20 protein-coding genes and 1 tRNA gene are annotated in these 21,697 nt (G+C 72.2%); 6 read left to right on the forward strand and 15 right to left on the reverse strand.

Translation table 11 applies throughout. The annotated features are described in order from the left end of the window. Positions 1–249: 249 nt before the first annotated feature. The 3 genes from NBM05_RS12420 to NBM05_RS12430 all read left to right on the forward strand — a co-directional run bounded on the left by NBM05_RS12420 (position 250) and on the right by NBM05_RS12430 (position 4,386). A complete protein-coding gene (locus NBM05_RS12420; protein ID WP_254167950.1) occupies positions 250–888 on the forward strand; it encodes a carbonic anhydrase in 639 nt (212 codons plus the stop codon). 42 nt (positions 889–930) lie between these two features. Continuing rightward, on the forward strand, positions 931–2,337 hold the full coding sequence (locus NBM05_RS12425; RefSeq protein ID WP_254167952.1) for a class II fumarate hydratase: 1,407 nt from the start codon (positions 931–933) through the stop codon (positions 2,335–2,337). A gap of 261 nt (positions 2,338–2,598) precedes the next feature. Next, entirely contained in the window at positions 2,599–4,386 is a 1,788-nt protein-coding gene (locus NBM05_RS12430; protein WP_302183966.1) for a pyruvate dehydrogenase, read from the forward strand. 169 nt (positions 4,387–4,555) lie between these two features. On the opposite strand, the gene NBM05_RS12435 is transcribed toward NBM05_RS12430, so the two are convergent. The 3 genes from NBM05_RS12435 to NBM05_RS12445 all read right to left on the reverse strand — a co-directional run bounded on the left by NBM05_RS12435 (position 4,556) and on the right by NBM05_RS12445 (position 6,443). Further along, entirely contained in the window at positions 4,556–5,035 is a 480-nt protein-coding gene (locus tag NBM05_RS12435; protein WP_254167956.1) for an NUDIX hydrolase, read from the reverse strand. A 98-nt stretch (positions 5,036–5,133) separates the two neighbouring features. Continuing rightward, positions 5,134–5,487 (reverse strand): hypothetical protein, encoded by a 354-nt coding sequence (locus NBM05_RS12440; protein ID WP_254167958.1) that lies wholly within the window; start codon positions 5,485–5,487, stop codon positions 5,134–5,136. Positions 5,488–5,681: 194 nt separating this feature from the next. Beyond that, positions 5,682–6,443 carry an isoprenyl transferase gene (locus NBM05_RS12445; protein ID WP_254167960.1) on the reverse strand — a complete coding sequence of 254 codons (762 nt, stop codon included), beginning with the start codon at positions 6,441–6,443 and terminating at the stop codon, positions 5,682–5,684. A 213-nt stretch (positions 6,444–6,656) separates the two neighbouring features. Here NBM05_RS12445 and trhA point away from each other — a divergent pair, with 213 nt between their 5' ends. Beyond that, positions 6,657–7,481 carry a PAQR family membrane homeostasis protein TrhA gene (gene trhA / locus NBM05_RS12450; protein WP_254167968.1) on the forward strand — a complete coding sequence of 275 codons (825 nt, stop codon included), beginning with the start codon at positions 6,657–6,659 and terminating at the stop codon, positions 7,479–7,481. A 234-nt stretch (positions 7,482–7,715) separates the two neighbouring features. Here the strand turns inward: trhA and NBM05_RS12455 are convergent, their stop codons facing one another. Both NBM05_RS12455 and mca read right to left on the reverse strand, forming a co-directional pair. Continuing rightward, a complete protein-coding gene (locus NBM05_RS12455; protein WP_254167970.1) occupies positions 7,716–8,087 on the reverse strand; it encodes a hypothetical protein in 372 nt (123 codons plus the stop codon). A gap of 8 nt (positions 8,088–8,095) precedes the next feature. Further along, entirely contained in the window at positions 8,096–9,100 is a 1,005-nt protein-coding gene (gene mca / locus NBM05_RS12460) for a mycothiol conjugate amidase Mca (protein WP_373689334.1), read from the reverse strand. A gap of 135 nt (positions 9,101–9,235) precedes the next feature. Between mca and NBM05_RS12465 the strand changes: the two genes are divergently transcribed. Next, complete coding sequence (locus NBM05_RS12465) at positions 9,236–9,652, forward strand: DUF4307 domain-containing protein (protein WP_254167972.1); 417 nt, start codon at positions 9,236–9,238, stop codon at positions 9,650–9,652. Between the two features lie 170 nt (positions 9,653–9,822). Further along, positions 9,823–10,323 (forward strand): transcription elongation factor GreA, encoded by a 501-nt coding sequence (gene greA / locus NBM05_RS12470; protein ID WP_254167974.1) that lies wholly within the window; start codon positions 9,823–9,825, stop codon positions 10,321–10,323. Between the two features lie 212 nt (positions 10,324–10,535). Here greA and ilvA read toward each other — a convergent pair whose 3' ends face one another. From ilvA to eno, 10 genes are all read right to left on the reverse strand, one after another. Beyond that, positions 10,536–11,786, reverse strand: a complete 1,251-nt coding sequence (gene ilvA, locus NBM05_RS12475) for a threonine ammonia-lyase (protein ID WP_254167976.1) — start codon at positions 11,784–11,786, stop codon at positions 10,536–10,538. A 44-nt stretch (positions 11,787–11,830) separates the two neighbouring features. Beyond that, on the reverse strand, positions 11,831–13,144 hold the full coding sequence (locus tag NBM05_RS12480) for an AI-2E family transporter (protein WP_254167978.1): 1,314 nt from the start codon (positions 13,142–13,144) through the stop codon (positions 11,831–11,833). A 348-nt stretch (positions 13,145–13,492) separates the two neighbouring features. Continuing rightward, positions 13,493–14,296 carry a Bax inhibitor-1/YccA family protein gene (locus NBM05_RS12485; protein ID WP_254167980.1) on the reverse strand — a complete coding sequence of 268 codons (804 nt, stop codon included), beginning with the start codon at positions 14,294–14,296 and terminating at the stop codon, positions 13,493–13,495. A gap of 329 nt (positions 14,297–14,625) precedes the next feature. Beyond that, positions 14,626–14,699, reverse strand: a tRNA-Leu gene (locus NBM05_RS12490). Between the two features lie 114 nt (positions 14,700–14,813). After that, positions 14,814–16,202: an NAD(P)/FAD-dependent oxidoreductase gene (locus NBM05_RS12495; RefSeq protein ID WP_254167982.1), complete on the reverse strand. Its 1,389-nt coding sequence runs from the start codon at positions 16,200–16,202 to the stop codon at positions 14,814–14,816. Positions 16,203–16,366: 164 nt separating this feature from the next. Then, a complete protein-coding gene (locus NBM05_RS12500; protein ID WP_254167984.1) occupies positions 16,367–17,719 on the reverse strand; it encodes a S8 family serine peptidase in 1,353 nt (450 codons plus the stop codon). Between the two features lie 129 nt (positions 17,720–17,848). Beyond that, a complete protein-coding gene (locus tag NBM05_RS12505; protein WP_254167986.1) occupies positions 17,849–18,817 on the reverse strand; it encodes a Ppx/GppA phosphatase family protein in 969 nt (322 codons plus the stop codon). 62 nt (positions 18,818–18,879) lie between these two features. Then, positions 18,880–19,467: a DUF501 domain-containing protein gene (locus NBM05_RS12510; RefSeq protein ID WP_254167988.1), complete on the reverse strand. Its 588-nt coding sequence runs from the start codon at positions 19,465–19,467 to the stop codon at positions 18,880–18,882. Between the two features lie 72 nt (positions 19,468–19,539). Continuing rightward, complete coding sequence (locus NBM05_RS15705; protein ID WP_254167990.1) at positions 19,540–20,163, reverse strand: FtsB family cell division protein; 624 nt, start codon at positions 20,161–20,163, stop codon at positions 19,540–19,542. A gap of 235 nt (positions 20,164–20,398) precedes the next feature. Further along, entirely contained in the window at positions 20,399–21,688 is a 1,290-nt protein-coding gene (gene eno, locus NBM05_RS12520; protein ID WP_254167992.1) for a phosphopyruvate hydratase, read from the reverse strand. Positions 21,689–21,697 lie beyond the last annotated feature (9 nt).

Consider the following 21,697-nt stretch of genomic DNA (forward strand, 5'->3'; position numbering starts at 1 on the left):
GGTAGCGGCATTATGCACTGGCACGGAAGATCCGTGGTGACGAGCGGGCCCGATGGACCCACACAAAGACAAGACTTTACCACAGCCCGGGCGTGTCCGACAGGCCGCGATCGCCGGATCGGCGGGGGTCGCGGCCTGATTTCGCTCCCGCCCCGGCGCGGCCCGGCTCCGGACCAGCCCGGCCCCGCTCGGCACGGCCCGGCCCGCCCCACGATTCCCACCCACCGAACCGATCGACAAGGGAGATCCATGGCAGACGAGAACGCACCGATCCAGCTCACGCCCGACCAGGCCTGGCAGCGCCTGGCGGAGGGGAACGCCCGGTTCGTGGCCGGCGCCTCGGCCCACCCCAATCAGGACGCGGCCCGCCGCGAGTCCCTGACGGAGGGGCAGGCGCCCTTCGCCGCGATCTTCGGCTGCTCCGACTCGCGCCTGGCTGCCGAGATCATCTTCGACCTCGGCCTCGGCGACACCTTCGTGGTCCGCACCGCGGGCCAGGTGCTGGGCGGGGCCTCGCTCGGCTCCCTCGAGTACGCGGTGGCGGAGCTGAACGTCCCGCTGATCGTGGTCCTCGGCCACGACTCCTGCGGCGCGGTCGGCGCCACCAAGCAGGCCGCCGAGACCGGCCAGATGCCCCCCGGGTTCGTCCGCGACCTGGTCGAGGCCATCATGCCCTCGGTCATCGCGAGCCGCCACGGGGCCGAGGAGGGCTCCGTGGGGGTCAACGACATGGTCCGGGAGCACACCCGCCAGTCCGCCGCGCGCCTGGTCGACCAGTCCAAGATCATCACCGAGGCCGTCGAGGAGGGCCGCACCGCGGTCCTCGGCGTCTTCTACAACCTGCGCGACGGGAAGGCCGAGCTGGTCTCCTCCTCCCGCGGCCTGTGACCCGAATCCCCTCCGCCTCCCCCACGACCTAGACTGGAGACCATGACTGACACCGCTGACTACCGCATCGAGCACGACACGATGGGCGAGGTTCGCGTCCCGAAGGACGCCCTCTACCGCGCGCAGACCCAGCGCGCCGTGGAGAACTTCCCCATCTCCGGCTCGACCCTCGAATCGGCCCACATCGCCGCCCTCGCGCTGGTGAAGAAGGCCGCGGCCACCGCGAACCAGGAGCTGGGGGTGCTCGACGCCGAGCGCGCCGGCGCCATCCGCGACGCCGCGGACGAGGTGGCCGCCCACCGCCACGACGCCGAGTTCCCCGTCGACGTCTTCCAGACCGGCTCGGGCACCTCCTCGAACATGAACACCAACGAGGTCCTGGCCACGCTCGCCACGCGCGCGCTGGAGGGCCAGGACGTCGAGGTCCACCCGAACGACCACGTCAACGCCTCGCAGTCCTCCAACGACGTGTTCCCCACCTCGGTGCACGTGGCCGTGACCGGCGCGCTGATCAACGACCTCAAGCCCGCCCTGGACACCCTGGCCTCCTCCCTGGAGCGCAAGGCCGAGGAGTTCAAGGACGTCGTGAAGTCGGGCCGCACCCACCTCATGGACGCGACCCCCGTGACCCTGGGCCAGGAGTTCTCCGGCTACGCGGCCCAGGTGCGCTACGGCATCGAGCGCATCGACGCCTCGCTGCCGCGCGTGGCCGAGGTCCCGCTGGGCGGCACCGCCGTGGGCACCGGCATCAACACCCCGGACGGCTTCTCGGCGCGCGTGATCGAGCTGCTGGCCGAGGAGACGGGCCTGCCGCTGACCGAGGCGCGCAACCACTTCGAGGCGCAGGCCAACCGCGACGGCCTCGTCGAGGCCTCGGGGCAGCTGCGCAATATCGCCTACTCGCTGATGAAGATCAACAACGACATCCGGTGGATGGGCTCCGGCCCCAACACCGGCCTGGGCGAGCTGCGGATCCCCGACCTGCAGCCGGGCTCCTCGATCATGCCGGGCAAGGTCAACCCCGTGATCTGCGAGGCCGTGATCCAGGTGGCCGCCCAGGTGATCGGCAACGACACCACGGTGGCGCTGTCCTCCACCAACGGCGCGTTCGAGCTCAACGTGGGCATCCCCGTCATGGCCAAGAACCTGCTCGAGTCGATCCGCCTGCTGGGCAACGCCTCGACCGTCATGGCCGAGAAGATGATCGACGGCCTCGAGGCCAACGTCGAGCGGGCCCGCTTCCTGGCGGAGGCGTCCCCCTCGACCGTGACCCCGATGAACAAGCTCATCGGCTACGAGGCGGCCGCCAAGATCGCCAAGTACGCGGTGAACAACAAGACCACGGTTCGCGACGCGGTCGTCGAACTGGGTTACGTCGAACGGGGCGAGGTCACCGAGCAGCAGCTCGACGAGGCCCTGGACGTGACCAAGATGCTGGGCTCCTTCTAGCCCCCGCGGGTCCGCTCCCCCTCGGGGTGGCGGTACGGGCCGGGCGGCGTCGTGAACTTCCCGATTCCACGACGCCGCCCGGTTTTCTCATGTCCGCCCCGGCCCATCCCGCAACGTCCTCCCCTCTGCGCGAATCCGCGCCGATCCGGCCACTCGCGGTGAGATGCGCGTCGCAGCACCGTGTGATGATGGACTGAAGCCGCCCCGGACCGGAATATCGCGGTTCCGAGGAGACTTGCACAGACCAGAAGCGCATATCGGATGGATCGGCCCACCGGGCCGGGGAATCGAGGAACTGTGAAGCTCGCGGAACAGATCGTCAACCAGCTCGTCAGCGCCGGCGTCCGCCGGATCTACGGCATCGTCGGGGACTCGCTGAACCCCATCGTCGACGCGGTCCGCGCCACCGGCGGCTCCAAGAAGGGCGGGATCGACTGGGTCCACGTCCGCCACGAGGAGGCGGCGGCCTTCGCCGCGGGCGCCGAGGCCCAGCTGACCGGCGAGCTCGCGGTGTGCGCGGGCTCCTGCGGGCCGGGCAACCTGCACCTGATCAACGGCCTCTACGACGCCAACCGCTCGCAGGCCCCCGTCCTCGCCATCGCCTCGCACATCCCGAGCACCCAGATCGGGCAGGGCTTCTTCCAGGAGACCCACCCGGACCGGCTCTTCCAGGACTGCACCGTCTACAACGAGCTGGTCTCCACCACCGCGCAGTCGCCGCGGGTCTTCGCGAGCGCCATCCGGCACGCCGTCGGCAAGTCCGGGGTCGCGGTCGTGACCCTGCCCGGCGACCTCGCCGACGAGGAGGCCAGCGGCGAGGCGCCCGTGATCGGCGAGCTGCGCCGCTCCCCCGTGGTGCCCTCGGACGCCACGATCGCCGAGCTGGCCAAGGAGATCAACGCGGCGCGGAAGGTCGCGCTGTTCGTGGGCATCGGCGTCGCGGGCGCCCACGACGAGGTCGTCGCCCTGGCCGAGAAGGCCGCCGCGCCCGTGGGCCACTCGCTGCGCGGCAAGGACTTCATCCAGTACGACAACCCGTACGACGTCGGCATGACCGGCCTGCTGGGCTACGGCGCGGCCGCGGAGGGCATCCACGACGCGGACCTCATGATCATGCTGGGCACCGACTTCCCCTACGACCAGTTCCTGCCCGAGACCAAGACGATCCAGGTCGACCTCGCCCCGGAGAAGATGGGCCGCCGCACCGACGTCGACCTCCAGATCGAGGGCAGCGTCAAGGAGACCCTGGAGAAGGTCCTGCCCCTGGTCCACGAGAAGAAGGACCGGAAGTGGCTGGACCGCGTGCTGAAGAAGCACGACAAGATCATGAACAAGGCCGTGGGCGCCTACACGCGCAAGGTCGAGAAGCACCAGCCGATCCATCCCGAGTACGCCGCCTCGGTGCTGGACGAGACGGCCAACGACGACGCGATCTTCACCGCGGACACCGGCATGTGCAACGTGTGGTCGGCCCGCTACATCCGGCCGCTGGGCACCCGCCGGCTCATCGGCTCCTACCTCCACGGCTCGATGGCCAACGCGATGCCGCAGAGCATCGGCGCGCAGATGGCCTACCCCGGGCGCCAGGTCGTCTCGATCTCGGGCGACGGCGGGCTGTCGATGCTGCTGGGCGACCTCATCACGCTCGCGACCTACCGGCTGCCCGTGACCGTCGTGGTGTTCAACAACTCGACGCTCGGCATGGTCAAGCTGGAGATGCTGGTGGACGGGCTGGCCGACTTCGGCGTCGACGTCCCGGACACCAACTACGCGGAGATCGCCCGGGCCATGGGCTTCCGGTCGGTGCGGGTCGAGGACCCCAGGAAGCTGAAGAAGGCCTACGAGGACGCCCTGTCCCACGACGGCCCGGCGCTGGTGGAGGTCATCACCGACCCGATGTCCCTGTCCGTCCCGCCGGAGATCAGCGGCGAGCAGATCTGGGGCTTCGCGACGGCGATCTCCAAGATCGTGCTGAACCGCGGCGCCGGCGAGGCCGTCTCGATGGCCCGCTCCAACCTGCGCAACGTCCAGGCGGTCCGGCAGTGGTGACCCGCTAGTCCAGGCCCCGCCCGCCGAAAGCCCCCGTGAGGTCCTCGCGGGGGCTTTCCCGTGCGGGGTGGCGGCACCCCCGCCTCCGATGACCGGTGCCGCCGCGCCCGGTGGCGGCACCCTCGCATCCGGTGGCGGCGCCTTCGTCGCATCCGGGCGACGGGCGGGCTCACTCCCCGGCGCGCACGAAGCGGGTGACGCCGTCGAACTCCACGGCGTCCCGGATGCGGCGGAGCATCCGCGCGTTCATCTCGGGCAGGTCCTCGAGGTGCGCCCAGGCCACGTCGGTCGACTCGTCGTCGTTGACCCGCGCCTCGCCGCCCACGTGCCGGCAGCGGAAGGTCAGGTCCATGAACTGCACGCGGTCCCCGTTGGGGAACCGCTGCGGCGGATCGCTCTTGACCGAGGCCAGCCCCTCGACCTCGACGACGACGCCGGCCTCCTCCTCGGCCTCCCGCGCGGCCGTCACCGCCGGCTCCTCGCCCGGGTCGACGATGCCGGTGATCGGCGTCCAGGCGCCGTTGTCGGAGCGTCGGCAGAGCAGGATCCGGCCGGCGTCGTCGAAGATCACCGCCGTCACCCCGGTCATCCACAGCAGGTCGTGGCCGATCTTCTCGCGGATCCTGAGCACGAACTCGGGGGTGGGCATGCGGGTCCTCCTCGGCGGGGAACGGCTTCAGCGGTCTGACGTGACCACCCTACTCGCCGCCCGCCCCGGGTCTCGGACCAGCCTCCCGTTCCCACGGCTCAGACCAGCCGGGCGGGGGCCAGGCACCAGGCCAGCGCCGCCCCCAGGATCATCCACGGCCCCAGCGCGATGCGGTCCCGGCGCCCGAGCCGTCCCGCGAGCATCAGCCCACCCGCCCACAGCCCGCCCAGCAGGGCCGTGAGCAGGAGGCCCGCCGCCGCGTGCGGAAGGGAGACCATCCCCAGCAGCGCCCCGAGGGGCGGCGCGAGGCGGAGGTCACCGCGCCCCACCGCCCCCGGTGAGACCGCCCGGGCCAGGAGCGGCGGAGCCGCGTGCAGGACCGCCCCGGCGAGTCCTCCGAGCAGCGCCGCGGGCAGCCCCGCCAGCAGGAACGCCGCGGCGGCGGGCAGCACCGCGAGGGGTACAGGGCATCGACCCAGCGCCGGGGCAGCCGGTGCCCGACGGCGTCGGCCCGGCACAGCCGCACGCCCACGACCCCGCCGCGAGGGCGGCGCACCCGAGCAGCCAGGCCGCCGCGACGCCGCCCGACCCGCGCGAGCCGCCCCACCAGGCCGAGAGCAGCTCGAGCACGGCGGGGCGCCCGGCGTCAGGAGCCGAAGCGCCGCTGGCGGCTGGCGAAGTCGCGGAGGGCGCGCAAGAAGTCGACGCGCCGGAAGTCCGGCCAGAGGGCCTCGCAGAAGTAGAACTCGGAGTAGGCCGACTGCCACATCATGAACCCGGAGAGCCGCTGCTCCCCCGAGGTGCGGATGACCAGGTCCGGGTCGGGCTGGCCGCGGGTGTAGAGGTAGGCCGAGATGTCGTCGGCGCCCAGGCTGCGCGCGATCTCCCGGATGTCCCGGCCCTGGTCCGCCCTGTCCTCGAGCAGCTCGCGTACGGCGTCGACGATCTCCTGCCGGCCCCCGTAGCCCACCGCGATGTTCACGTGCAGCCCCTGCGCCCCGGCCGTCTGCTCGGCCACCCGCTCGAGGTTCTGGTACAGGGCCTCCGGCAGGAGCTCCAGGGCTCCCATGGGCTGGATGCGCGCCGTGCCGCTCTCCCCCAGCTGCTGCAGCAGGTCGTCGATGACGCTCATGAGGTCGCCCAGCTCGGACGCCGGGCGCTTGAGGTTCTCGGTGGAGAGCATGTAGAGGGTCACGACGTCGATCCCCAGCTCCCGGCACCACCCCAGGAACTCGACGATCCGCTCGGCGCCCTTCTGGTGCCCGTGCTTGGTGGGCTCGCCCATCAGCTTGGCCCAGCGCCGGTTGCCGTCCACCATGACGCCCACGTGGCGCGGGAGCCGCTCCGGGGTGATCGAGGAGACGAGCCTGCGTTCGTAGATCGCGTAGAGAGGCTTCGGTAGCTTCATCCTCGTCCTTCCCCGTCCGGTGCTCTGATGCCCCGCACGACGCCGCGGCCCCCGGCGGGGCTCGGGAACGGCCGGACCAGTCTAACCGTACCGCGCTCAGCGCCCCGTTCCGGCGGTTCTCCACAGGGGGCCGCCGACGCCGCGCCCAGGGAATTCCCGGGTGCCCGTGGATACCATGGACCCACGAGAACCCCGCGGACGAGGAGAAGTGCAGTGGCTGGTGGATCCGCGCCGGAGGCGGGCGAGCACGCCCCCGACCGGCGCCAGGCCCGCAGGCTGGCCCGCGCCCACCGCCTCGAGCGCCGCGCCGCGGGGCTGCGGGCCAAGGCCGAGCAGGCCACCCGGGCGGCGGCCTCCTACGCGGAGGACGTAGCCAGCTCCGCCGCGCACCGGTTCGCCGACGTGCTGGAGCGCAAGCCCCTGTGGCGCGGGTGGCTGCACGCCTCCTTCGCCCCCGTCGCCTTCGCCGCGGGCATCGTGCTCATCGTCCTGGCCGGCGGGGGCGAGCGCTCCCTGGCCTGCGCCGTCTTCGCCCTGACCAGCGTCGTCCTCTTCGGCGTCTCGGGGATGTACCACCGGGCCTACTGGTCCCCGAGGGCGCGGCTGCTGCTCAAGCGGCTCGACCACTCGAACATCTCGCTCATCATCGCCGGGACCTACACGCCGCTCGCGCTGACGCTCCTGACCCCGCCGCGCACGGGGATCCTGCTGTGGAGCGTCTGGGGCTGCGCGCTGCTGCTCATCGTCTTCCGGGTCTTCTGGACCCACGCGCCCCGGCTGCTCTACACGCCGCTGTACGTGGTCATGGGCCTCATGGCCGTGTTCTACCTCGGCGACTTCTGGAGCGTCAGCCCCACGGCCACGCTGCTGGTCGCGGCGGGAGGCGTCTTCTACATCGCGGGGGCGGTCTTCTACGCGCTCAAGCGCCCGCACCTCGCGCCCCGGGTCTTCGGGTTCCACGAGCTGTTCCACGTGTTCACGATCTTCGGGTTCGCGAGCCACTACGTCGCCGTGGTCTTCGCCCTCTACGCGGGCTGAGGGCCCCACGCGGGGTGATGGCCCCACGCGGGATGAGGGCACCGCGCGGGGTTCTCAGGGCGGGTACGCCCGGGACGGGTCCTCCCGAAACGGGGCCTCCCGGAATGGGGCAGGTCGAGTCGGGGACACCCGGGATAGGGCACCCGTGACGGAGCAGGCCGGGAACGGAGCTGCTTGTCGGAGCAGGCCGGGAACTGGAGCCGCCCGAGATGGGGCCGGCCGGCGTCCGCCCGGTCAGCGTCCGGGGGCTCCGCCGGGGTCCCCGGGCCGCCCGTCCTCCCGGCCGGCGTCCTCGGCCTCCGGGGCCTCCGACGGCGCGGGGGCCTCGCCCGACGCCGCCCGGTCCCCCGCCGCTCCGGCGGGCCCGCCCTCGCGCCGCTCGCGCTCCTCGGCCTCCCGGGCCATCGCGTAGTCGTAGCGGAACTTCAGGCGCCGCTGGCGGCGCGTGTGGTCGAGGATCAGGAGGACCACCGCCACCACCAGGATGAACGTGATGACGAAGCCCAGGGTCCCGGGGGCCACCTGGTTCGGGTCGAGCCCCGGCTTCAGGCTCGGCGACTCCTGGCCCGGACCCTGCGCGAGGAGGGCAGCCGCGGCGCTCAGCACACCGGCCGTCATCGGCGCTCAGCGCCCCGCTCGGAGGCCCGGGCGCCGGCGGTCTCCCGCTCGGGCGCGTAGTCGACGCCCGCGGCGAAGTCGTCCTCCGGCGTCGTGGTCTCGACCCGGCTCTCCACCAGGGTGTAGTCCTCCCACGGCCAGACCTGCTGCTGGACCTCCCGGGGCACGGCGAAGAAGAACCCCGAGGGGTCCACCTGGGAGACGTGGGCGGTCAGGGCGGCGTCGCGCCGGTCGAAGAACTCGGCGCAGCGGATCTGGGTGGTGGTGCGGTGCCGGGAGACCGGGGGCGCGCCCTCCGGCTCGGACTCCGCCCACTGGGCCAGCCGCTCGGCGTAGGGCGAGGGGATGCCGCGCTCGGTCAGGGCCTCGTGCAGGGCCTTGAAGCGGTCCACGTTGAACGCGCGGTCGTAGTAGAGCTTGAGGGGCTGCCAGGGCTCGCCGGCCTCCGGGTAGCGCGAGGCGTCACCCGCGGCGTCCCACGCCTCGAGCGAGACCTTGTGGGACATGATGTGGTCCGGGTGCGGGTAGCCGCCGTTCTCATCGTAGGAGAGGAGCACGTGCGGCTTGAAGTCGCGGACGAGCCGCACGACCGGGGCGGCGGCGCGCTCCAGCGGCAGGGTCGCGAAGCTGCCCCACGGCAGCGGGGGCAGCGGGTCGCCCTCGGGCAGACCCGAGTCCATGAACCCGAGCCAACGGTGCTCGACGCCGAGGGCCCGGCGCGCGTTGGCCATCTCCTGGTGACGCAGGCCGGGCAGGTCCCAGTGCGAACGGGGGTTCTCCTCGACGCCGGCGTTGAGGATCGAGCCCCGCTCGCCGCCGGTGCAGCTGAGCACCATGACCCGGACGCCGTGCTCGGCGTAGTAGGCCATCGACGCGGCGCCCTTGCTCGACTCGTCGTCGGGGTGGGCGTGGATCGCGAGGATCCTCAGCCCGGAGAAGTCCGGGCGGGACGATGCGTGGTCGGAGACGGCGGCCGAAGCCGATTCCTGCGGGTCTGGCACAGCCTGACACCCCATCCTTTCGATACAGTGGTCTGAGAGACCACGATACCCTCACCGGGACGGCACGCGCAGTGACCACTGACGCAGCGCCCGCCCCGAGGGGATCACCCTTCGACGGCAGGCACTCTCAGAAAATTGACGTCTTCCACTCTAAACCAGCGATACGGCCGGCGGCGCTCCCCGAGGCGGCTCGGCACCCGCGCCTGGCTGGCCATCGCCGCCGTCGCGATCATCCTCTCGGCGGCCTTCGCGGCCTGGATCGCCGCCTCCCGCGCGGACGCCCCGACCTTCAAGGAGGTCAGCTTCGACATCGAGAGCGCCGACGAGGCCAGCCTCGACTTCGAGCTGACCAAGCCCGACGACGCCGTCGTGACCTGCGCCGTCCAGGCCCTCAACGACCAGCACGCCATCGTCGGCTGGGACGAGGTCAGCATCGGCGAGGTGCCCGCGGACCAGCTCAGCAACCACACCTCGGCGCACCACGTCCGGCTGCTGACCACCTCCCCCGCGCACACCGTGACCGTCGACTCCTGCTGGGCACGTGACAGCTAGGGGCGAAATCTCCTGAAGTTCGCTGCGTCACTCGATAGACTCAGGGGACCGACGCATCCCGCCATGGGCATCCCGTGGCGGGTTTTATCTATCCGCAACGACGTCGCCGGGAACCGACCGCCCGGCCGCGGCCCGCACACCGGGCCCCAGCGTCACCCCGAGGAGCGACTATGTCTGAAGAAACCACCGAAACCGGCGCCTGGCTGACGCAGGAGGCGTACGACCGGCTCCAGGCCGAGCTGGAGGAGCGCCAGGGCGCCAAGCGGCAGGAGATCGTCGACCGCATCGAGGCCGCCCGCGAGGAGGGCGACCTCCGCGAGAACGGCGGCTACCACGCGGCGAAGGAGGAGCAGGGCAAGAACGAGGGCCGCATCGCGCAGCTGAAGTACCTGCTCGAGCACTCCGAGGTCGGCCACAAGCCGGCGGACGACGGCGTCGTCGAGCCCGGGATGCTGGTGGAGGCCGAGATCGGCGGCAAGACCCTGACCTTCCTGCTGGGCAGCCGCGAGGTGGCCGAGACCCTGGTCGGCGACCAGGACATCCAGGTCTTCAGCGAGAAGTCGCCCATGGGCCAGGCCATCAACGGCCACCGCGTCGGCGACCAGCTCAGCTACGAGGCCCCCAACGGCAAGGACATCCCGCTCAAGGTGATCTCCGCGAAGCCGTACTAGGCCTGCGACGACGGCCCCCGCGCCGTCGCCCCCGCCGCGCGCGAAGGCCGCGACCCGAGGGTCGCGGCCTTTTCCGTGCCCGGCGCCGCCCGAGGAGGTCGCCCAGGAGCCCTCTGGGGGACCGCGACGGGACGGCCCCCGGGAGACCACAGCAGGGAGCCCCTAGGGGACCGCGACAGAGTGGCCCCTAGGGGACCACGACGGCGCCCCCCCTAGGAGACCACGATGGGCCGCAGCCCCTCGGCCTCCAACGCCTGGAGGACCTCGTTGCTGTGCTCGTTACCCTTGGTCTCCATGTCGATCGTGATCGAGACGTCGCCCATGGACAGCGAGCCGCCCACGCGCGTGTGGTCGACGCCGGTCACGTTGGCGTCGCACTCGGCGATGACCCGCGCGATCGTCGCGAGCTCGCCCGGCCGGTCCGTCAGCATGATCTTGATGGTGAGGTAGCGGCCGGCGGCCGAGAGGCCCCGCTGGATGACCTTGAGCATGAGCATCGGGTCGATGTTGCCGCCCGAGAGCAGGCACACGGTCGAGCCGAGGTTGCCGTAGCGCTCATTGAGTTTGCCGTCGATCAGCGCGGCGACGCCCACCGCGCCCGCGGGCTCGACCACCAGCTTGTTCCGCTCGATCAGGAAGATCAGGGCGCGGGCGAGGTCGTCTTCGGAGACGGTCACGACGTCGTCGACCAGCTCCTTGATGATCGAGAAGGGCAGCTGCCCCGGGCGCCCGACCGCGATGCCGTCGGCGATGGTCGAGATCCGCTTGAGCGGCACCAGCGCGTCCGCGGCGAGCGAGGGCGGGTAGGCGGCCGCGTGCTCCGCCTGGACGCCGATCACGCGGATCTTGCGTCCGGTGCGCTCCTCGTGCGCCTTGGCCGCGACCGCGACCCCGGCCAGCAGCCCTCCCCCGCCGACCCCGGTGATGATGGTCTCCACGTCCGGGACCTGCTGGATGACCTCCAGCCCGAGGGTCCCCTGGCCGGCCACGATGTCCGCGTTGTCGAAGGGGTGGACGAAGACCGCCCCCACCTCCTCGGCGTGGCGCTTGGCCTCCGCCAGCGCCTCGTCCACGGTGGTGCCGAACAGCACGACCTCCGCGCCGTGGCTCTGCGTCGCCGCGATCTTGGGCAGGGCCGCGCCCTTGGGCATGTAGATGCGCGCCGAGATCCCCAGCTTGGACGCCGCGAGCGCCACCCCCTGGGCGTGGTTGCCCGCCGAGGCCGCGACGACGCCGGCCGCCTTCTCCTCCTCGGAGAGCTTGGCCATGCGGGTGTAGGCCCCGCGGACCTTGAAGGACCCGGAGCGCTGCAGGTTCTCGGCCTTCAGGTGCACCGGGGAGCCGATCTTCCGCTCGAGCGCCCGCGAGTGGGCCACCGGGGTGACCTCGGTGACACCCTCCAGCAGCCGCGCGGCCGCCTCGATGTCCTGGATGGTGACGGGGAGGTTCTCCAGATGATGCATGCTTCAGTCCTTACCGAGCGCGCGTCTGCGCGCCCCTAGCCAGACTAGTCCCGCGACGTCGCGCGCACGGAGCCGGTGTCCGCGTCGTCCGCCTGCTGGGACGCCTGGTCCTCGTCGTCCTTGGAGTCGCGCGAGATCCGCTCCTTGACCCGCTGGGCGGCGGACTTCCGCGAGGCCTTGGCGATCTCCCATGGATACTTGAACGGCTCCGTCCGGATCTGCGTGTCGTGCTCCCACTGCCTGCCGGCGAGGTACCTGACCACGGTGTTGAGCACCGCCATGACCGGGACGGCGAACAGCGCGCCGACGATCCCCAGGACCATGGAGCCCAGCGCGACCGCCAGCACCACCGCGAGCGGGTGCAGCGAGACGGCCTTGCCCATGACCAGCGGCTGCAGGATGTGGGACTCGATCTGCTGGACCAGCAGGACCATGAGCAGCATGAGCAGCGCGTTGACGGGGCCGTTGGCCACCAGGGCCAGCAGGACCGCGACCGCGCCGGTGGCCACCGCGCCGATGACGGGGATGAACGAGCCGAGGAAGACCAGCACGCCGAGCGGGAAGGCCAGGGGGACGCCCAGGAAGAACGCGGCGAGCCCGATGCCCACGGCGTCGACGAAGGCCACGAAGACCTGGATGCGCGCGTAGGAGACCAGGGAGTTCCAGCCCCGCCGGCCCGCACCGTTGACGGCGCGCCGGGCGTTGCGGGGGAACATCTTGACGACGAACAGCCAGATCCGCTCCCCCTCGAGGAGGAAGAAGATGAGGGTGAACAGCGTGATCAGCAGGCCCGCGCCGACCTCGCCGGCGGTGGACCCCACCGCCGCGGCCCCGCTCAGCAGCTGCTGGGAGTTGTTGCGCGCGGTCTCGATCAGCGAGTTCAGGGCGTTGTCCACCTGATCGACCGAGAGGTGCAGCGGCCCCTCGGAGAGCCAGGTCATCAGCTGCTGGTAGCCCGCGACCGCCTGGTCGGAGAGCTCGGAGAAGCCCACCACGAGCTGCTGGCCCACCAGCGTGAGCAGGCCCATCACGGCGACGATCGCGCCCAGCTCGGTGATCGCCGTGGCGATCCCGGCGTTGACCTTGCGCTTGCGCAGCCAGCGCACGAGCGGGAACAGGAGGCCGGCCAGCAGCGCCGCGACGGCGACCGAGATGATGACCGTGCTGATCGGCCGCGCGAGCCAGACGATCACGCCGGCCATGACGAGGACGATCAGCACCCGCCAGGACCACGCGGCGGCCGTGATGATGCCGAAGGGGACGTCCCTGGTCCCCTGCCCGCGGTGATCGACGGCTTCCGCGCCGGAGGGTTGCGACGCCGGAGGGATCCCGCTGGACGATGCCTGGGTTGAAGTCATGCCCCTCATTCTATGCAGAACGGACGACGACGCCGGCTCATCGATGACGCGCCCCGCCCGCGGCGTCGCCGCCGGGGGCGGGGCGCTCCCCCGGGGCGGCACCGGCATGCCCCGGGACGGCACGGGGATGCCTCGGGGGGCTACTCGGGCATTCCCCCGGACCGGTACGGGCACGCCCCGCGGAGGGCGCGGGCACGCCCCCGGGTCGGCACCGGCATGCCCCGGGACGGCACGACGACGCCGGGCCGCCTCCGACGGGGCATCGGAATGGGCCCGGCGTCGCCGTGGGCGCGCCGCACCGGGCGGCGGGTCGGGGCGGCCGACGTCGCCGGCCGGCCCCGCGGAGGATCAGTCGTCGCTCATGAAGTAGCTGAGCAGGCGCAGGATCTCGACGTAGAGCCAGATGAGGGTCACCATCAGGCCGAAGGCCAGGCGCCAGGACTCCTTCTCCGGGACGCCGGCGCGCAGGGCGCCGTCGATCTCCTGGAAGTCCATGACCAGGCACAGCGCGGCCAGGACGACCACGACCAGGCCGATGATGATGCCCAGCGGGATGCCCATGACCTGGACGTCGCGCATCGAGCTGCCGGTGAAGGCGCCGAAGATCAGGTTGCCGATCACGAAGGCCATGTAGGCGATCAGGCCGATGCCGACCATGGCCGCGACCTTGCCGCGGATGCGCACGCCGGCCTTGGCGTACAGGGCGAGCATGCCCACGAAGACGATCAGAGTCGAGATGATGGCGGTGAGGACGATCCCGTCGAACATCGCCTCGAAGAGCCCGGAGATGGCACCCAGGAACAGGCCCTGGCAGACCGCGTAGGCCATGATCAGGCCCGGCGAGGTCTTCTTCTTGAAGATCACCACGAGGGCGAGGGCGAACCCGGCCAGCGCGCCGATCATGCCGACGGCGGGGACGACCCACCCGACGGCGCCGCCCACCACGACCAGGCCGAGGAGGATGAGGCACTTGACCACGACGTCGTTCATCGTCGCGCGCTGGGTCTCGGCCGCTGTGGCCGAGGGGGCGTTGTAGAGGTCGTTCAGCTGCCGCGGGTCGGTCGCGAGCGCCTGACCGCCTGACGAAGCGGACATGTGGTTCTGGTGCGCATCGCTGTTCATGCGCTTGATGAGCGGGTTGCCGCGTCCCATGGGGATTCCTCAATTCTGGGGTGGATTCTCGAATGGGTGACACCGGCACGGTGCGTCGGTGGACCGGCCTTCCCTCTATTTTACAGGTCAACCGTTCCGCGTCAGCCGTGCCAGCCGTTGATTACCTGGGAACACGACGCCGCCCGCTCCCCCACGGCGCCCGAAGTGCCAGGTCCGGCGCGCCTTTTCGAATCCGGTCCCGTTCCGGTGCCGCGCCCAGGAGGGTGAGCGGCGTTCGCCCGCCGCGGCTCCCGGCTACGCCCCGGACGCGCGAAGGCCCCGGGGCGCCGGGTCGAATGCCCGACGCCACCGGGGCCGTCGTCGCGGGGTGCCCCAGGTGGGACTCGAACCCACACTGCGCGGATTTTAAGTCCGCCGCCTCTGCCGATTGGGCTACTGGGGCGGATCGGCCCCGCCCCGGCCACCGCGGACGGTGGAGGGACGGGGCCGATGCCGAGGGTGCGGCGCACCCGCCTCGCGGCGGCGCGCCACGGGACGAGCCTTCCGCGGCCCGGCCCTAGAGGCGGGCCTTCTTCTTCTCCGGCGCGTTGCCGGTGGCCATCTCGAAGGTCAGGCGCGGCTCGCGCAGGTGGCGCACGGGCGAGGTGTCGCGGCCGAAGACCGCGCTCAGCGCCCAGTTGGCCGCCACGCGGGCGGTGCGCTCCACGGTGGGGATCGCGTAGCCGTGGTAGGCGCGGTGCATGACCCAGGCCAGGGGGCCCTCGAAGGACTTGCCCTTGATGTTGGCGACGCCCTTGAGCGTGCCCAGGCCGGCCACGGCGCCGAGGTTCTCGTGGTAGTAGTCCTGCAGCTGCCCGTTGTTTCGCGAGGCCAGCAGGTTCTTGGCGAGCCGCACGGCCTGGCGGGAGGCGTGCTGGGCGTTCGGGACGCAGAAGCCGCCGACGCCGCCGCCGGTCAGGTCCGGGACCGCGGCGTTGTCGCCCGCGGCCCAGGCGCCCTCGACCGGGCCCTCGTCGCCGGTGACGCGCAGGTCGGCGCCGACGCGGACGCGGCCGCGCTCGTCGACGGGCAGGTCGCTGTCCTTGAGGAACGGCGCGGCCTGGACGCCGGCGGTCCAGATCAGGGTGTCGGACTCGATCTCACCGGCCGAGGACTTGTCGCCCATGTTGACCAGCTTGAGGGTGTGGCCGTCCACGACCTCGCCCAGCGAGGTGTTCAGCAGCACCTCGATGCCGCGCGAGCGCAGGTGCGCCACGACGGACTCGGCGCGGGACTCGGGCACCTCGGGCATGATCCGCCCCATGGCCTCGACCATGACGAAGCGCAGGTCGGACACGCGCAGCAGCGAGGTGCGCTCGACGGCGGCGCGGGCCATGTCCTCGATCTCGGCGATGGTCTCGACGCCGGCGAACCCGCCGCCGACGACCACGAAGGTCAGGGCCTGGCGGCGCGCGGCCTCGTCCTTGAGCAGGGCCGCGACCTCGATGCGCTCGAGCACCCAGTTGCGGACGTGCTCGGCCTCCTCGATCGCCTTCATGCCGATGGCGGTCTCGGCCAGGCCGGGGATCGGGAACGCGCGGGTCACGGAGCCGGCGCCGATCACGATCTGGTCGTAGGACAGCTCGTAGGAGTCTCCGTCGTCGACGCCGCGCACGGTCGCCTTCTTGTTCGCGTGGTCGATCTTCTCCACCCGGGCGGTGAGGATCTCCGAGTCGGTCAGGTGCTGGCGCAGCGGGACCACGGCGTGGCGCGACTCGATGTTCCCGCCCGCGACCTCGGGAAGGAAGGGCAGGTAGGTCATGTACGGGTTGGGGTCCACGACGGTGACGACGCCGCCCGAGGCCTTGATGGCCTTCTGGATCTTGGCGGCCACGGTGAAGCCCACATAGCCGCCGCCCACGACGAGGATGCGGGGACGGTCGTTCGTCAGCTGCTTGAAAGCCATGATTGAAATGCTACTTCCTTGGGTTGCTCGGGTGAGTGGAGGTCGGCCCGACCGGCCGGAGCGCGCCGGGAGTCGGACCGCGCCCGACCCCGGCGGCGTCGGACCGGCCTCTCCTCAGACCACGGTTCACTCCGCACCATATTGCCACCAGGGACGGCCGATGGCTATTCGGAGTCGTGCGCCAGGCGCGCCGCGCGCCGGATCTTCACGACCGCCCCGACGGCGAGCACCCCGACCCACAGCCCGAACGCGCCGATCAGCGCGATCGGCAGCAGCCGCGGCAGCGAGGTCTCGGGCGCCGCGGGCTCCGGCGGGGCGACGGCGGCGATGCTCTCGCCCTCCTCGTGCTCCGGCGTCGGCTCCGGGGTCTCCTCCGCCTGCCGCGCCTCCTCGGAGGGGACGGCGCGCCGGTGGATGCTGGCCCACTTCTCGACGCTGCCGAGGGGGTTCTCGGTGACCGAGTCGACGTCGACGTCCTGGTCCAGCGCGGCCACCGGGTCGATCACGCCGTACCCGTACTGGGGGTCCCGCCCGGCCGCGCCGCGGTCCTGGGCGGTGGTGATCAGGCGCTGGACGATCTGGGCCGCGGAGTCGTCCGGGTGGCGCTCGCGCATCAGTGCGACCAGCCCGGAGACCAGGGGCGCCGACGCCGAGGTCCCCGACCACAGGCCGTAGCCGTCGCCCGGCATCGCGCCGATGAGGTCCTCGCTGGGGGCGGCCACCGCGATCGAGATGCCCTGCGCGGAGGACTCCTCCGACTGCACGCGCTGGCGGTCCACGCCGCCCACCGAGATCACGCCGGGGATGGTCGAGGGCGCCCCGACCTGGGTCACCCCGCTCCCCCGGTTCCCGGCCGAGGCGACCAGCACGACGTCCTTCTCCTGGGCGTACTCGAACGCCGCGTCCCAGGACTCGGGCCACGAGGTCTTGGAGGACCCGACCGAGAGGTTGATGACGTCGGCGCCGGAGTCGACGGCGGTCCGGACGGCCTGCGGGACCTGGTCCTCGACCGACACCCCGCCGGGGTTCTCGGTGCCGATCCACAGCGAGATCGGGAGGATCTGCGCCTCGGGCGCGACGCCGATCATCCCGGCCGGCTTCCCGGGCTCGCTACCCGGCGCGGCGGTGACCTTGGGGTCGGAGTGGCCGTGGGCGGCGATCATCGAGGCCACCAGCGTCCCGTGCTCGGGCTCCGCGCCGAGACCCTCCCAGCCGTCGGGAGAGCCGCCGCCGGAGGCGTCCGAGCCCTTGACCACGTTCCCCTCGAGGTCGGGATGCCCGGCGTCGACGCCGGTGTCGATCACCGCGACCTTGACGCCCTTGCCCGTGCTCTCCTTCCACGCCTCGCGGAAGCCGTAGTCGTCCAGCCAGTACTCCTGGGCGCGCACGCCGTCGCCGGACTTCTCCTCCTCGATGATGGGCACCGAGGGCAGGGGCGAGGGCTGCCGGCCGGGGGCGGCCTGGGCGGCCGCCGGGACGAGCAGGGCCGTGGCCAGCACGAGCGCCCCGGCGACCACCGCCCGGACGGAACGCGGAGCGCGGGCGGGGCGAGCGGTGCCGGCGGGACGCGCGGGCGGGCCGCGCGCATGGCGCCGGTCGTGCGGGGGCGGGGCCTCCGGGCGCTGGTGCTTCGCTGCGTCATGGTCCTACCCCTTCCGCTGGCCGTCCCCCACCTGGGAGAGCGCGATGCCGTCGAGGATGTCGTGCTCGCTGGTCACGGTGGTGTCCACGCGGCCGTGGGTCAGCTCGCCGACCCGCTCGACGATCCTGGCCCAGATCTGGGCGCCGGCGCCGATCACGTCGACCCGCCCCTCGTGCATGAACCCCAGCTCGGCCCGCTCCGCGCGGGTCATGCGGGTCAGCGCGTTCGCGGCCTCGATCACCCGGCCGGACGCCAGCTCGGCGCCGTGGATGCGCGCGGCGTCGTACTCCGCCAGGCCGAGGGCCTGGGCCGTCACGGTGGTCACCGAGCCCGCGACGCCGATCAGCCGGGTGGCGGTGGGGATGGGGACGGTGCGCAGGGCGGTGGTCACGGCGTCGTCGACGTCGCCGATCAACCGCTCGACCTGCGCGCGCGAGGGCGGGTTGGAGCTCAGGTAGCGCTCGGTCAGCCGGACGCAGCCGATGTTGACCGAGGTGGAGCCGATGACGCCGGCGCGGTCGCCTAGCACGAACTCCGTGGAGCCGCCGCCGATGTCGACGACGAGGTCGCGGCCGGCGCCCGAGGGGTCCACCGCCGAAGCGGCGCCCAGGAAGGACAGGCGGGCCTCCTCCTCGCCGGAGATGACCTCGGGGTCGATCCCGAGGCGCTCCCGGATGCCGTCGGTGAAGGTGTCCCGGTTGCCGGCGTCGCGGGTCGCGCTGGTGGCGACCATGCGGACCCGCTCCGCGCCGTGCTCCTCCAGGGCCGCGGCGTAGTCCCCGACCGCGTCGAGGGTCCGGTCCAGCGCCTCCTGGGAGAGCCAGCCCGTGGCGTCGACGCCGGCCCCGAGGCGCACGACGCGCATCTCGCGCACGACGTCGCGCAGCGCCCCCGGGGAGCCGGGGGTCTCGCCGACGTCGGCGATGAGCAGGCGGATGGAATTGGTGCCGCAGTCGATGGCGCCTACGCGCATGGTTCGGGGTCCTCCTCGGGTCGTTCCGGCGGCGGGGCCGGTCTTCGGTCGCGGGTGGGTCGTCAGTCCTCGGCGTCGCGCCAGGCCGGGTCGCAGGCGCACTGCTCCGGCGTCCACCACTGCTCGATCGCGGCGAGCGTCTCGTCGCCGAACGGGTTCACCCCGGGCCCCACCGAGAGGGTGTGCCCCAGGACGGCGTGCAGGCACTTCACGCGCGTGGGCATGCCCCCGGCCGAGATGCCCTCGATCTCCGGGACCTCGCCGATCCCGGTCGCCGCCCCGATCCGCTCGCGCTCGGCGAGGTAGTTCCGGTGGGCGGCCTCGTAGGCGCGCGCCGTCTCCGGCTCTTCGGCGATCCGGTCGGTCATGCGGTACATCAGGCCGGCCGCCTCCAGGCGGGAGGCCGCCTGGGTGATCACGGGGTGGGCCAGGTAGAAGACGGTCGGGAACGGTGTGCCGTTGGACAGCCGCGGCGCGGTGGCCGCGACCAGCGGGTTCCCGCACACGCACCGGGCCGGGATCTCGACGACGTCGCGCACCTGCCGCCCCAGCTGGCGGGAGAGGACCAGGAGGTCCTGGGAGGTCGGCGCGAGGGTCTCGGCGCTCACGCCGTACCCGTGCGGCACGTGGTCAGTGGGATGATTGGTCACCGTGTTCCTTCGGTTGGTCGGTTCGTCGCGTCGGCGCTCGGCGGCCGTCCGCGGTGCGGGAGGGCGGCGCGGCTAGTCGGCCGGCTCGTTGAGCGACTGCCAGAGCTGGCCGGCCCAGCTGGGGTCGCCGGAGGTCACGGCCTCGGCCGAGGAGTCGTTGGCCTCCGTCTCCTCGTCCTCGCCGCCGACCACCAGGTACGGGGTCTCCCCGGGCCTGACGTAGGACAGCCGCTCCCGGGCCTGCTGCTCCACGTAGGAGTCCTGCTCCCAGAGGGACTCCTGGTCCTTCAGCTGCTGCTGCTCGGACTTCAGGCGGTCGATGTCCTGCTCGAGCGCCGAGATCTCCGCCTGCTGCGCGAAGTACCGATGCACGGTGGGGGCCAGGGGGACGACCAGCGCGACGACGACCAGGAGCAGCAGCAGGGACCGCCCCGAGAACGACCTCGCCGCCACGGGCTGCATGGTCCCCCGCTCCGCGGACCAGTCCTCCGCGCCGAGCGAGCCGCTGCCGGTCCGCGCGGGGCGCCGATCCGGCGTCCGCCGTCTCCGGGGACGCGACGCGCGGCGGCCCTCGGCTGGATCGTCCTGGACGGGATCGCCCTCGACCGGGTCGGCCCCTCGGGGAACGGGCGCGACGTCGTCACGACGCCTCAGCCGCTGCGGCAGGCGCAGGCCCCGGGGCAGGGATCTCTTCACGGGGCCGTCCTCTCCGTCGGTTACTGGTGTGCCCTCACTGTACCGAACACGCGGCCGAGGTTCGCATCGTGAGCGGGGCGGCGGGCCCCGCCCCCGGGACCGTGTCCGGGGCGGCCGTCGGAGGGTGCCCGGCGGGTGCGCGCCCCGGGCGGAGACGCCCCGGACGGCGACGGGCCCCGCCCCCGGAGGCGATGCTCCTGCGGGGCGGGGCCCGTCGCGCGGCCCGCGGTGCGGCCTAGCGCTTGCGGAAGCGCGGGAAGGCGGAGGCGCCGGCGTAGGTCGCGGCCTTGCCCAGCTCCTCCTCGATGCGCAGCAGCTGGTTGTACTTGGCCACGCGCTCCGAGCGGGCCGGGGCGCCGGTCTTGATCTGGCCGGCGTTGGTGGCCACCGCGATGTCGGCGATCGTGGTGTCCTCGGTCTCTCCCGAGCGGTGCGAGACCATGCAGCGGAACTCGTTGGTCTGGGCGAGGGTGATCGCGTCGAAGGTCTCGGTCAGCGAGCCGATCTGGTTGACCTTGACCAGCAGGGCGTTGGCCGCGCCGATCTCGATACCCTTGCCCAGGCGCTCCGGGTTGGTCACGAAGAGGTCGTCGCCGACGATCTGGACCTTGTCGCCGAGCTCGGCGGTGATGGTCTGGTAGCCGTCCCAGTCGTCCTCGTCCAGCGGGTCCTCGATCGAGACCAGCGGGTACTTGGCGACGAGGTCGGCGTAGTAGGAGGTCATCTCCTGCGCCGACTTCTTCCCGCCCTCGAAGGCGTAGGTGCCGGACTTCCGGTCGTAGAACTCGGAGGAGGCGACGTCGAGGGCCAGGGCGATGTCCTCGCCCGGCTTGAAGCCGGCCTTCTTGATGGCCTCGATGATCAGGTCCAGGGCCTCGGCGTTGGAGCCCAGGCTCGGGGCGAAGCCGCCCTCGTCGCCCAGGCCGGTGGCCAGGCCGCGGTCCTTGAGCACGGACTTCAGCTGGTGGTAGACCTCCACGCCCTGGCGCAGCGCCTCGGAGAAGGTCGGGGCGCCGATCGGGGCGATCATGAACTCCTGGATGTCCACGTTGGAGTCCGCGTGGGAGCCGCCGTTGAGGATGTTCATCATCGGCACGGGCAGCACGTGGGCGTTGGGGCCGCCCAGGTACTTGTAGAGCGGCAGCTCGGAGGCCTCGGCGGCCGCGCGGGCCACGGCCAGGGAGACGCCGAGGATGGCGTTGGCGCCGAGCTTGCCCTTGTTGTCGGTGCCGTCCAGCTCGAGCATCGCGGCGTCGACCAGGCGCTGGTCGGTCGCGTCGAGGCCGATGACGACCTCGGCGATCTCGTCGGCGACGGCCTGCACGGCCTCCAGGACGCCCTTGCCCTGGTACACCTTCTTGTCGCCGTCCCGGCGCTCGACCGCCTCGAACTCGCCCGTGGAGGCGCCCGAGGGGACCGCCGCGCGGCCGAAGCTGCCGTCCTCCAGCAGCGCCTCGACCTCGACGGTCGGGTTGCCGCGGGAGTCGAGGATCTGGCGGGCGTGGATGTCGATGATGATCGCCATGGGGTATCT

The organism is Rothia santali, from assembly GCF_024199905.1.
In the GTDB taxonomy this organism is placed as follows: domain Bacteria; phylum Actinomycetota; class Actinomycetes; order Actinomycetales; family Micrococcaceae; genus Rothia; species Rothia santali.

Bases quoted from the DNA above. Each gene is read 5' to 3' on its own strand.
- NBM05_RS12445 (WP_254167960.1), bottom strand. From the start codon at position 6,443: ATGAAGCTACCGAAGCCTCTCTACGCGATCTACGAACGCAGGCTCGTC.
- NBM05_RS12430 (WP_302183966.1), top strand. From the start codon at position 2,599: ATGGATCGGCCCACCGGGCCGGGGAATCGAGGAACTGTGAAGCTCGCG.
- NBM05_RS12480 (WP_254167978.1), bottom strand. From the start codon at position 13,144: ATGACTTCAACCCAGGCATCGTCCAGCGGGATCCCTCCGGCGTCGCAA.
- NBM05_RS12435 (WP_254167956.1), bottom strand. From the start codon at position 5,035: ATGCCCACCCCCGAGTTCGTGCTCAGGATCCGCGAGAAGATCGGCCAC.
- eno (WP_254167992.1), bottom strand. From the start codon at position 21,688: ATGGCGATCATCATCGACATCCACGCCCGCCAGATCCTCGACTCCCGC.
- greA (WP_254167974.1), top strand. From the start codon at position 9,823: ATGTCTGAAGAAACCACCGAAACCGGCGCCTGGCTGACGCAGGAGGCG.
- NBM05_RS12505 (WP_254167986.1), bottom strand. From the start codon at position 18,817: ATGCGCGTAGGCGCCATCGACTGCGGCACCAATTCCATCCGCCTGCTC.
- NBM05_RS12495 (WP_254167982.1), bottom strand. From the start codon at position 16,202: ATGGCTTTCAAGCAGCTGACGAACGACCGTCCCCGCATCCTCGTCGTG.
- NBM05_RS12420 (WP_254167950.1), top strand. From the start codon at position 250: ATGGCAGACGAGAACGCACCGATCCAGCTCACGCCCGACCAGGCCTGG.
- NBM05_RS12485 (WP_254167980.1), bottom strand. From the start codon at position 14,296: ATGGGACGCGGCAACCCGCTCATCAAGCGCATGAACAGCGATGCGCAC.
- NBM05_RS12425 (WP_254167952.1), top strand. From the start codon at position 931: ATGACTGACACCGCTGACTACCGCATCGAGCACGACACGATGGGCGAG.
- ilvA (WP_254167976.1), bottom strand. From the start codon at position 11,786: ATGCATCATCTGGAGAACCTCCCCGTCACCATCCAGGACATCGAGGCG.